10 protein-coding genes are annotated in these 11,496 nt (G+C 70.3%); 4 read left to right on the top strand and 6 right to left on the bottom strand.

All coding sequences use genetic code 11. From position 1 onward, the window contains the following. Positions 1–227: 227 nt before the first annotated feature. Together ASE27_RS13900 and ASE27_RS13895 are read left to right on the top strand one after the other, a co-directional pair. Entirely contained in the window at positions 228–935 is a 708-nt protein-coding gene (locus tag ASE27_RS13900; protein WP_056651566.1) for an MBL fold metallo-hydrolase, read from the top strand. A gap of 46 nt (positions 936–981) precedes the next feature. Further along, positions 982–1,290 carry a YciI family protein gene (locus tag ASE27_RS13895; protein WP_369819019.1) on the top strand — a complete coding sequence of 103 codons (309 nt, stop codon included), beginning with the start codon at positions 982–984 and terminating at the stop codon, positions 1,288–1,290. A gap of 153 nt (positions 1,291–1,443) precedes the next feature. Here ASE27_RS13895 and ASE27_RS13890 read toward each other — a convergent pair whose 3' ends face one another. From ASE27_RS13890 to uvrB, 3 genes are all read right to left on the bottom strand, one after another. After that, complete coding sequence (locus ASE27_RS13890) at positions 1,444–2,457, bottom strand: TerC family protein (RefSeq protein WP_056651563.1); 1,014 nt, start codon at positions 2,455–2,457, stop codon at positions 1,444–1,446. Beyond that, positions 2,457–3,455, bottom strand: a complete 999-nt coding sequence (locus tag ASE27_RS13885) for a TerC family protein (RefSeq protein ID WP_056651560.1) — start codon at positions 3,453–3,455, stop codon at positions 2,457–2,459. The genes ASE27_RS13890 and ASE27_RS13885 overlap by 1 nt, the downstream gene beginning before the upstream one ends. 296 nt (positions 3,456–3,751) lie before the next feature. After that, on the bottom strand, positions 3,752–5,848 hold the full coding sequence (gene uvrB, locus ASE27_RS13880) for an excinuclease ABC subunit UvrB (protein WP_056651558.1): 2,097 nt from the start codon (positions 5,846–5,848) through the stop codon (positions 3,752–3,754). Positions 5,849–6,099: 251 nt separating this feature from the next. On the opposite strand from uvrB, the gene ASE27_RS13875 reads away from it, so the two are divergent. Beyond that, positions 6,100–7,503 carry a choice-of-anchor A family protein gene (locus tag ASE27_RS13875; RefSeq protein ID WP_056651555.1) on the top strand — a complete coding sequence of 468 codons (1,404 nt, stop codon included), beginning with the start codon at positions 6,100–6,102 and terminating at the stop codon, positions 7,501–7,503. 152 nt (positions 7,504–7,655) lie between these two features. On the opposite strand, the gene ASE27_RS13870 is transcribed toward ASE27_RS13875, so the two are convergent. Genes ASE27_RS13870 through ASE27_RS13860 form a run of 3 tightly spaced genes read right to left on the bottom strand, consistent with a single transcriptional unit; the run spans position 7,656 to position 9,386 of the window. After that, the gene (locus ASE27_RS13870; RefSeq protein WP_056651552.1) at positions 7,656–8,291 is read right to left on the bottom strand and encodes a hypothetical protein; all 636 of its coding nucleotides are present in this window, start codon (positions 8,289–8,291) and stop codon (positions 7,656–7,658) included. Next, a complete protein-coding gene (gene coaE, locus ASE27_RS13865; RefSeq protein WP_056651549.1) occupies positions 8,288–8,905 on the bottom strand; it encodes a dephospho-CoA kinase in 618 nt (205 codons plus the stop codon). The genes ASE27_RS13870 and coaE overlap by 4 nt, the downstream gene beginning before the upstream one ends. Positions 8,906–8,921: 16 nt before the next feature. Further along, on the bottom strand, positions 8,922–9,386 hold the full coding sequence (locus ASE27_RS13860; protein WP_056651544.1) for a MarR family winged helix-turn-helix transcriptional regulator: 465 nt from the start codon (positions 9,384–9,386) through the stop codon (positions 8,922–8,924). 150 nt (positions 9,387–9,536) lie between these two features. Between ASE27_RS13860 and ASE27_RS13855 the strand changes: the two genes are divergently transcribed. Further along, positions 9,537–11,471, top strand: coding sequence for an ABC transporter ATP-binding protein (locus ASE27_RS13855; RefSeq protein WP_082608976.1), 1,935 nt, complete (start codon positions 9,537–9,539; stop codon positions 11,469–11,471). Positions 11,472–11,496 lie beyond the last annotated feature (25 nt).

Below are 11,496 nucleotides of genomic sequence, written 5' to 3'. Positions count from 1 at the left end.
GAAGCATCGTATGCCTCGCCCCTGACATTCGCACACCTGTTCGAGACGCGGACGACCGGCGTCGCCCCGACCGGCGAGCCGACGGCGCGTGCGCCATGCCCCTGACCAGCACTCCGAGCCATCTGCTCGCCGTGCCAGACTTCGACGAGAGGCTCGTCACACGACCAGCCGAGCGCCGTCGGTTCAGCCACCCCGCCGGCTACCGACCGGAACAACCTGGAGGGCTCGTGGGATACACCGGAGACGTCGCGGTCGGAGGTCCGAGCGACCTGCGGGTCCTGGACGAGATCGAGGTCCGCAAGCTCGCCGTCGGGCCGTCGCACAACAACGCCTACCTCCTGACCTGCCGGAGGAGCGGAGCCCAGCTCCTGGTGGATGCTGCTGCGGAACCGGACCGGCTCGCCGAGCTCGTCCGTGAGGGCTCGCCTTCGGCCCGCCTCGACATGGTCGTCACGACGCACCGTCACCGCGACCACATCGCCGCGCTCGCGTCCCTCGTGGCGGTCACGGGAGCCACGGTCGCGGTCGGCGAACCCGACGCCGATGCCGTCACCCGTGCCACGGGGGTCGGCGTCGGCAGATCCCTGCACGACGGCGACACGCTCGTCGTCGGGCACCTCACCCTCGGGGTCGTCGCCCTGCGCGGCCACACACCTGGGTCGGTCGCGCTCGCGTACCGCGAGCCCGAGCACGCCACCGCACCCGGGGCCGTCCCCGGGCGCGCACACCTGTTCACGGGAGACTCGCTCTTCCCGGGCGGGGTGGGCAACACCGAGCAGGACCCTGGACGCTTCGCACTCCTCTACGCCGACGTCACCGAGAGGCTCTTCGACAGGTTCGACGACGCGACGTGGGTCTACCCCGGGCACGGCGCGGACACGACGCTCGGCACCGAGCGTCCCCACCTCGAGGAGTGGCGCGCACGAGGCTGGTAGCAGCGGCTGCGGACCACGGGCGGCCCGTGCCGTTCGAGGTGCTTGAATGAGCGACATGCCGATCTTCGCCGTGACCTACACGTACGCCGACAAGCCCGCCGTCCTCGACGCGTTCCGCCCCGAGCACCGTGCCTTCCTGGGCGACCTGCTCGAGCAGGGCACCCTGCTCGCGTCCGGTCCCCTCGCCCAGGACGTCGCCAACCCCGCAGGGGCGCTCCTCCTGGTCGAGGCCACCGACGAGGCGGGCGTGGCCCAGACGCTCGACGCCGACCCGTTCGCCCGGGAGAACGTCATCACGCGTCGCACGGTCCGTCCCTGGGTTCCCGTGCTCGGCCCCTGGTCCGACCGCGTCTGACCCGGGACGGCCCGCGGCTCTGCCTGCGCCGCCCTGACCTGCCCGGCACGACCGGGCCCGCCACCCGACTCAGCCCGCCCAGCACGACGGCCCGCCTCCCCGAGGGGAGGCGGGCCGTGGCCTACCGGGCCGAGCGTGCGCCGGGTGAGCCGACTAGGAGGCCACGTCGACGTCGTCGGGCACGGTCTCCGCCTTGTCCTGGCCGCGCGTGCGCAGCAGGCTCGCGACCGTCGTGACCCCGAGCGCTCCCACGATCACCACGAGCGAGAGCCAGATCGGGACCGTGGGGACGGCCTCGATGTGGTGCCCGCCGTTGATGAACGGCAGCGTGTTCTCGTGGAGCGCCTCGAGGATCAGCTTGACCCCGATGAAGCCCAGGATCACCGCCAGGCCGATCGGCAGGTAGACCAGGCGCTCCAGGAGACCACCCAGCAGGAAGTAGAGCTGACGGAGCCCCATGAGTGCGAACACGTTCGTCGTGAACACGATGAACGGGTCCTGCGTCAGGCCGAAGATCGCGGGGATCGAGTCGAACGCGAACAGCAGGTCCGTGCTGCCGATCGCGAGGAACACGATGAGCATGGGCGTGAAGAGCCTCTTGCCGTCGACCACGGTCCGCAGCCTGCCGCCGTCGTACGTCTGCGACAGGGGAAGCACCCGCCGCAGCGAGCGGATCATCCGGTTCTCCTGGTACTCCTCCGGTTCGTCCCCGCCCGCGACGAGCTTGATCGCGGTGTAGATCAGGAACGCGCCGAACAGGTAGAACACCCACACGAACTGCGCGATGATCGCCGCACCCGCCAGGATGAAGGCGCCGCGCAGCACGAGCGCCACGATGATCCCCACCATGAGGACCTTCTGCTGGTGCTCACGGGGTACGGCGAACCTCGTCATGATGATGACGAACACGAAGAGGTTGTCCACCGACAGGCTGTACTCGGTGAGCCAGCCCGCGTAGAACTCGACCGCCGGGGCGCTCCCGCCCACGAGAGCGACGAGCCCACCGAAGACCAGTGCCAGGGCGACGTAGAACGCCACCCACAGGCCGCTCTCCTTCATCGACGGCACGTGCGGGCGACGGCCCACGATCACCAGGTCGACGAGCAGGAGGACGACGAGAGACGTCAGCGACGCCGCCTCGAACCAGAACGGGAGCTCGTGCTGCATCAGTAGGTTTCCTTCTCCAGGCGACGACGGTCGCTACGGTCCTTCGCGAGGCTCGCGATCGTCGTGATCGCGAGGGTCACCACGATGAAGCCGAGCGAGACGGCGGTCGAGATCTCCGGCAGGAAGGTGATGTGCTCGCCACCGTTGATGAAGGGGATCTCGTTGGTGTGCATCGCGTGGATGAGGAGCTTGATCCCGATGAAGCCGAGGATCGCGGCCAGGCCCCACGCGAGGTAGACGAGACGGTCCAGCAGGCCGTCGATGAGGAAGTAGAGCTGGCGCAGCCCCAGGAGCGAGAACGCGTTGGCCGCGAAGACCAGGAAGGTCTCCTGCGTCAGGCCGAAGATCGCGGGGATCGAGTCGACCGCGAACAGGAGGTCGGCGCTGCCGATCGCGATCATCACGATGAGCATGGGCGTGATGTAGCGCTTGCCGGAGATGGTCGTGAACATCTTGTCCTCGACGTACGCGTCCGTCGTCGGGAAGAGGCGACGCGTGAGGCGCAGGACCGCGTTCTCCTGGTACTCCTCCTCGTCGTGCGACCGCGCGCTCTTGATCTGCGCGTAGGCCGTGTAGATGAGGAAGGCACCGAAGATGTAGAAGACCCAGCTGAAGTTCTCGATGAGCGCGGCGCCCAGGAAGATGAAGATCGTGCGCAGGACCAGGGCGATCGTGATGCCGATCAGCAGGACCTTCTGCTGGTACAGCCGCGGGACCCGGAAGCTCGTCATGATCAGGACGAACACGAAGAGGTTGTCGACCGACAGGCTCTTCTCGGTGATGTACCCGGCGAAGTACTCCCCGCCGTAGACCGAGCCGAAGTAGGCCCAGATCCCGACGCCGAAGAGGATCGCGATGCCGACGTAGCCGGCCGACCACCACGAGGCTTCCTTGAGGGTCGGGGCGTGGGGGGTACGGACATGACCCACGAAGTCGAAGGCCAGCATCGCGACGATGATGCCGATCGTCGCGGCCCACATCCAGACAGGAACATCCATCACACATACCTCCGGTACGTAGCACTGAGTACCGAAGGTCTCTTCCGCCCGTAGACGACCACCGACCGGCCCGAGGGCGGTCGCGAGAGGTAGCCGTGCTGGACCGGTGACACCGGGCCGACGATTGCGTCGACCGTGATGACGACATCACCGTGTTCGGGAATACTCCCCTTCAACCGAGCAAGCATAGGCCATCGCAGCCGCGAGTCGCCCACGCCTTCCACAACCGTCATGGGCGGCGGGATCATCCCGCCGCGCGTGCCGGCCCGCTCCTGGGGCCGGCACGCGGATCCCCGTCAGGCGGTCGCGGAGTGCATCTGACGCAGCTCCTTCTTGAGACCCGAGATCTCGTCGCGCAGGCGCGCCGCGAGCTCGAACTGGAGCTCGGCGGCCGCCCCGTGCATCTGGTCGCTCAGCTCCTGGATCAGGTCGGCGAGCTCGCCCGCAGCGACCCCGGCGAGCCGGTTGGTGGCCGCACCCGCCTTGGTCCCACCCGGCACGGGGGCCTTCCCCTTGCCCGGCTGGCGGTAGCCACCCGCGAGGAGCTCCTGCGTGTCGATGTCCTCGCGCGCCAGCATGTCCGTGACGTCGGCGATCTTCTTGCGCAGCGGCGTGGGGTCCACGCCGTGCTCGAGGTTGTACGCCACCTGCTTCTCGCGACGTCGGGTGGTCTCCTCGATCGCCTGCGCCATGGCCGGGGTGATCTTGTCGGCGTACATGTGCACCTGGCCCGAGACGTTGCGGGCCGCGCGCCCGATCGTCTGGATGAGCGACGTCCCCGACCGCAGGAACCCCTCCTTGTCCGCGTCCAGGATCGCGACGAGCGAGACCTCGGGGAGGTCCAGCCCCTCGCGGAGCAGGTTGATGCCGACCAGGACGTCGTACTCGCCCAGGCGGAGCTCGCGGAGCAGCTCGACGCGGCGCAAGGTGTCCACCTCGGAGTGCAGGTAGCGGACGCGCACGTCCCGCTCCAGGAAGTAGTCCGTGAGGTCCTCGGACATCTTCTTGGTGAGCGTCGTGACCAGGACGCGCTCGTTGCGCTCGACCCGTTCACGGATCTCGTGGAGCAGGTCGTCGATCTGACCCGTGGTCGGCTTGACCACGATCTCCGGGTCGACCAGCCCGGTGGGCCGGATGATCTGCTCGACGACCCCGTCCGACATCGAGAGCTCGTACTTGCCCGGCGTCGCCGACAGGTAGACCGTCTGCCCGATCCGTTCGACGAACTCCTCCCAGCGCAACGGCCGGTTGTCCATGGCGCTGGGCAGGCGGAACCCGTGGTCGACGAGGTTGCGCTTGCGCGACATGTCGCCCTCGAACATGGCCCCGATCTGGGGCACGGTCACGTGCGACTCGTCGATCACGAGGAGGAAGTCCTCGGGGAAGTAGTCGAGGAGCGTGTGCGGCGCCGTCCCGGCCTCACGGCCGTCGATGTGCCGCGAGTAGTTCTCGATGCCCGAGCACGACCCGATCTGGCGCATCATCTCGATGTCGTACGTGGTGCGCATGCGCAGACGCTGGGCCTCGAGAAGCTTGTTCTGCCGCTCGAGCTCGGCCAGACGCTGCTCGAGCTCGGACTCGATCGAGGTGATGGCCCGCTCCATGCGCTCCGGCCCGGCGACGTAGTGCGTGGCCGGGAAGAGGTTGACGCTCTGCTCGGAGCGCACCACGTCGCCCGTGAGCGGGTGCAGAAGGTGGATGGCCTCGATCTCGTCGCCGAAGAACTCGATACGGATCGCGAGCTCCTCGTAGACCGGGATGATCTCGACCGTGTCCCCCCGGACCCGGAACGTGCCGCGCGTGAAGGCCATGTCGTTGCGCGTGTACTGCATGGTGACGAACTGGCGCAGCATCACGTCGCGCTCGACCTGGTCGCCGACGTCGAGACGGACCATGCGGTCGACGTACTCCTGCGGCGTCCCCAGGCCGTAGATGCACGACACCGACGCCACGACCACGACGTCCCTGCGGGTCAGCAACGAGGACGTCGCAGAGTGCCGCAGACGCTCGACCTCGTCGTTGATCGACGAGTCCTTCTCGATGTAGGTGTCCGTCTGCGCGATGTACGCCTCGGGCTGGTAGTAGTCGTAGTACGACACGAAGTACTCGACCGCGTTGTTGGGCAGCAGCTCGCGGAACTCGGTGGCGAGCTGCGCAGCCAGGGTCTTGTTCGGCGCCATGACGAGCGTCGGACGCTGCAGCTCCTCGATCAGCCATGCCGTCGTCGCAGACTTGCCGGTCCCGGTCGCACCGAGCAGCACGACGTCCTTCTCCCCCGCCCGCAGGCGCTCGGAGAGCTCGGCGATGGCTGTCGGCTGGTCGCCCGAGGGTGTGTAGTCGGAGATGACCTCGAAAGGAGCGACGGTGCGCTGAAGATCGGTGACGGGTCGCATGTCTCCACGGTACGGCGAACCACCCACACGGACCTGACGGCTCCGTGCCGTGCCGCGATCCGCGCCGCGACCCGAGGCCGGACTTTCACCCGACAGGGGATTTGGCGTGTCGCAGCAGAGCGCCCTAGGGTGCCCGTAATCCTTGCTATCTCGTGCTATCCCCCGACAAAACGGACGTCGGCGGATTCGTCCGAGCTGGATTCGTACACAGAACTTACTTTCACGTCCTCGACCCCACCCCGGAGACATCGATGTTCCTCAGCACGACGCGCCGGACCCCCCGGCGCACCCTTCTCAGCGCGCTCGCCACGGGCGCACTGGCCACCGGACTGATCGGTGTCGCCGGGATGCCGGCCGCCGTCGCCGCGCCTCTGGCGACGACCCCCTTGTGCACGCCGTCGAGCACCCTCCCGGGAATCACGACCGGTGGCCCCGCCTTCACCGACGAGGGCGTCGCGGTCTTCGTCGGGGGCGACTACGCGGCCCGCGCGGGAGCGGCTGAGTCCGAGGGTGTGCTCCTCGCGGGAGGAACGGTCGACATCGCCACGGGCGGACTGATGAACTTCGGCCGCGCAGGCGGCGGATCGCAGATCGTCCCGCCCGGCGGGAGCGACATGATCGTCGCGGGCGCCGGCGTCTCGGTCTCGAGCGGCCGCATCGACGTCGGGCACGGCATCGCCAAGGGGGGCAACGTCACGGCCACGCGCTCGATCGACGGGACCATGGAGCTCAACGGCGGCGCCCGGAAGCCGAACAGCTCGGCGCCCGCGCAGAGCGTCGCGGCCACGAGCTCCCTGCTCAGCTCGACCTCGGCCGACCTCGCCGCCCTCCCCGCGACGGGTTCGCTCGGGACGAAGGACGGCTACGCCTCGCTCACGGGCGACGGGACCAGCGCCACGCAGGTCTTCTCCCTGTCGGCCCAGGAGCTCAAGAAGACGAACGGCACGCTCGTCTTCGCGAACGTCGGCGCCTCGGCTCCGATCGTCGTCAACGTCTCGGGCAGCAGCGTCGACTTCACGATGGTCCACACCGCGGCAGAGTCGATCGGCCAGCGGATCGACACCTTCGCCGCCTTGGGGGCGTGGGCGCCCCGCATCCTGTGGAACTTCCCCGACGCCACGTCGCTCGCCCTCTCGGGCAACAGCCAGACCGTCGGATCGATCCTCGCCCCGAAGTCCTCGGTCAAGGTCGTCCAGAGCACCAACACCAACGGCCGGCTCTGGGTCGGCGGTGACCTGACGTTCGGCGGGAACGGCGGCAGCGGGCTCGAGCACCACAACTACCCGTGGATCGGCCTGACGTCGCTCGGGTGCGACCCCGAGCCGCCGACGAACCTCGTCGTGCCCCCGGCACCGGACGAGCCCACGATCCCCGAGGTCCCGGACGCCGAGGAGACGCCGGCCCCCGCACCGTCCGAGAGCGTCCCCTCGGAGGAGAAGACCACCACGCCCGCCGAGAAGGTCGCCGCGCCGGGCGAGACCCCCACCTCGGGGACGGCGGGGTCCACCACTCCCCCGGCCGCGGCCGAGGCGAAGGAGGAAGGCGGGCTCGCGAGCACGGGGGCTCGCACAGCGCTCGTCGTCGCGATCTCCGTCGCGCTCCTCGGCGCCGGTGCCGGCCTCGTCGTGATGGCTCGCCGCCGCGCCACGAGCTGAGCACCGCTCTGCCGTTCGGCACCTGACACGCCACGGGCCCCAGGGTGATCCCTGGGGCCCGTGGCGTGTCCGTCGGCACAGCCGCTCGACAGCGCGGACGGCTCGTCGACGCCGGAGCCGTCGAGGTCCGGAACCGCCAGCCTTCAGCGCGCTCAGTGCTCGGCGCCCGCCGCGACACGCACCACGTCGTCGCCCACCCCGAGCGACCCGTCGAGGTCTGCCCGGGCGGTCTCGACGACGACCCGCAGGGCCGTGACGGTCGAGGCCAGCGGCAGGGACTCGCCGTCGGGCACGTGCACGAACCCCGACCGCACCCCCTCCCGACCCGACGTCCCGTGCATGAGCGCAGCGAAGGTCGCGTTGCAGACGTAGGTCCCGGCGGTGCTGGACACCTCCACGGGTATCCCGGCCGCACGCACCGCGACCAGGCTCGCCTTGAGCGGGAGCCCCGTGAACCAGGCCGCGGGCCCGTCCGCGACGACCGGCTCGTCCACCGGGGCGGAGCCCGCGTTGTCCGGGATCCGTGCGTCGATCACGTTGATCGCGACTCGCTCGAGGCGGACCGCGTTCGTCCCGCCCGCGAGCCCGACCGCGATCACGACCCGGGGCTCGTACCGCTCGATCGCGGCCCGGAGGGCGGGCCACGCCCCGTCGAACGTGCAGGGCAGCTCCACGGCGACCAGTGGCTCGTCACCGTCCCACGCGTCGCGCAACGCGCTCACGGCCTGCCAGGAGGCGTTGGTCGAGGCGCCGTCGAACGGCTCGAACCCCGAGAGCAGGATCGTCACGCGAGCTCCTCCGCGGTCTCCTGGACGATCCGCTCCCACAGCGCGTCGACCTCGGCCCGCAGCGTCTCGGGCGCTCCGCTGCCGTCGAGCGTCACGTCGGCCGCAGCGAGCCGCTCCCCGTCGGTGGCCTGCGCGGCGATGCGTGCGCGCACCTCGTCCTCGCTCATGCCGCGGGACTCGACGAGGCGTCGGACGCGGACGTCCTCGGGGGCGACGACCACGGCCACGAGGTGGAAGGACTCGGCCTGACCGGTCTCGACGAGCAGAGGGATCGCGTGCACGACGACGGCGCGGGGGTCGCGCGCGGCCACGAGCGCCTCGCGCTCGGCCGACAGGCGACGCACCTCGGGGTGCACGATCGCGTTGAGCCGGGCCCGCGCCGCGTCGTCGCTGAAGACGATCGTCCCCAGGTGAGCGCGGTCGAGCGTGCCGTCCGGCGCGAGCACGGTCTCGCCGAACGCATCGACGACCTCGGCGAGGCCCACGGTCCCGGGTGCGACCGCGTCACGCGCGAGCACGTCGGAGTCGATGACGCACGCCCCGAGCTCGGCGAAACGGTCGAGGGCCACGGACTTTCCTGCTGCGATCCCGCCGGTCAGGCCTACGCGAAACATGGGTCCATCCTGCCAGTCATGGCCGGTGCGCACGCCCTGAGACCTGGTCCGCCTCACCGGCCACCGCGCGGAGCAGGCGCAGCAGCTCGTGCCGGTCGTCCTCGCCCAGGCGGGCCAGGAGGGTCCCTGCGCTGGTCTCACGCTCGGCGGCGACCTGCGCGAGCGTCTGGCGGCCCGCCTCGGTGAGCTCGACGAGCGTGGCGCGACGGTCGGTCGGGTCGGGGAGCCTGCGTACGAGGCCGGCCGCCTCGGCGTCGTCGACCTTGGACGTCACGGAGCGCGGGGCGACGTCGAGCATGCCCGCGAGCGCGCTGGGGCGCTGGGGTCCGTCGCTGTGCGCGAGCGCGCGCAGCATGCGGAACTGCCCCGGGGTCGTCCGAGCACGCCCCAGCCGCTCCCCTGCCTCGCGGCGTACGCTGCGCATCGCGGCGTGCAGGAGGGTGAGGAACTCGGCGTTCTCGGCGTCGAAGTCTGTCGTCACAGGCACGAGACTAGCCGTCGTGCGACATATTGTGAACCAACTCATGGTGAGGTAGGCTCACTACCGGCGTCGAGGCTCCTCCTCCGCCGCTCCCTCCGACCCTCTGGAGGCCACGTGTCCTTCCCCTCACCCTTCGGCGGCGGCTCCGGCATGCGCACCTTCCGCCAGGACTCCTCGATCACCAAGCAGCGCCTGCACCGCGGGACCGTCCGGCGGATCCTCGGCTTCGCCCGCCCCTACAAGGCGCAGCTCGCCGTGTTCCTCGTGCTCATCGCGCTCAACGCCGCGGCGGGCGCGGTCACCCCGCTCCTCTTCAAGGCCCTCATCGACGACGGCATCACTGCGGGCAGGGTGGACGTGGTCGTCCGGATCGCTCTCGTCGTCGCGCTCCTCGCCCTCGTCTCAGGAGTCCTGAGCGTCGGCGAGCGCTGGTACTCGGCGCGCGTGGGCGAAGGCCTCATCTTCGACCTGCGGACCGCGGTGTTCGACCACGTCCAGCGCATGCCGCTCGCGTTCTTCAGCCGCACCCGCACCGGAGCCCTGGTCCAGCGCCTCAACGGGGACGTCCTCGGAGCCCAGCAGGCCTTCACCTCGACGTTGTCCAACGTCTTCTCGAACCTGCTGACCGTGGTGTTCGTGCTCGCGGCGATGCTCTCCATGTCGTGGGAGCTCACCCTCATCGCGCTCGCGCTCCTGCCCGTGTTCGTCCTGCCGGCGCGCTGGGTCGGCCGCAGGCTCGCGGGCATCACGCGCGAGAGCTACGCCCTCAACGCCGACGCCGCGCAGATGATGAACGAGCGCTTCAACGTCGCGGGCGCCCACCTCGTGAAGATCTTCGGCCGCCCCGAGCAGGAGTCCGCGACCTACGCCGAGCAGGCCGGACGCGTGCGCGACATCGGCGTGACCTCGGCCATGTACGCGACGGTCTTCCGCGTGGCCCTGACGACCGTCGCCTCGGTCGCCGTCGCGATCGTCTACGGGCTCGGTGGCGTCATGGCCATCCGGGGGACGCTCACCGTCGGCGTGGTCGTGGCCCTGACCGCGTACCTCGCACGCCTCTACGGCCCGCTCACCGCGCTGTCCAACGTGCAGGTGGACGTCATGACCGCACTCGTCAGCTTCGAGCGGGTGCTCGAGGTCCTCGACCTCGAGCCGTCCGTCACGGACGCCCCGGACGCGGGCGACCTGTCCGACGACGTCGCTCTCCACGGCGCGACGCTCGCCCTCGAGCACGTCACCTTCCGCTACCCGGGCGCCGCGGACGTCTCGCTCGCGTCGCTCGAGGCCGTGGCGACCGAGTCCTCGGACCCGACGACCGACACGCTCACCGACGTCTCGTTCGCCGTGCCCGCGGGCGCGATGGTCGCGATCGTCGGCCCTTCAGGGGCGGGCAAGACCACGATCTCGCAGCTCGTCACGCGCATGTACGACCCGACGGGCGGGTCCGTGCGCATCGCGGGCCGCGACCTGCGCGACGTGACGCAGCGGTCGCTGCAGGACACCGTGGGAGTCGTCTCCCAGGAGGCGCACCTGTTCCACGACACCATCGCCGGCAACCTCCGGTACGCGAGGCCCGCGGCCACGGACGCCGAGCTGTGGACCGCCCTGCGGCAGGCGCACGTCGCCGACCTCGTCGAGTCGCTCCCGGCCGGCCTCGAGACCGTGGTCGGGGACCGCGGCTACCGCCTCTCGGGTGGCGAGCGCCAGCGCCTGGCCATCGCCCGGCTGTTCCTCAAGGCCCCCTCGCTCGTCGTCCTCGACGAGGCGACGGCGCACCTCGACTCCGAGTCCGAGGCCGCCGTCCAGCTCGCCCTGGACGCGGCGCTGCAGGGACGCACCTCGCTCGTGATCGCGCACAGGCTCTCGACGGTCCGGCAGGCCGACATGATCGTCGTGCTCGACCAGGGACGCGTCGTGAGCACCGGGACCCACGCCGAGCTCCTGGCGCACGGCGGGCTCTACGCCGAGCTGTACCGGACGCAGTTCGCGACGGACGGCGACGGTTCTGCGCGCGTCGGGGCGGCCGGGACCGTCCGTCCCGACGGTCTCTCGATCTCTGCGCACGAGGAGAACGTGGTCGCCTGACGCACCCTCGGGCGGACCGCCCGAG

The organism is Oerskovia sp. Root918 (genome assembly GCF_001428945.1).
Lineage (GTDB): Bacteria > Actinomycetota > Actinomycetes > Actinomycetales > Cellulomonadaceae > Oerskovia > Oerskovia enterophila.
Note: the sequence above shows the minus strand (reverse complement) of the source record. Positions and strands in the feature narration are given on the sequence as shown.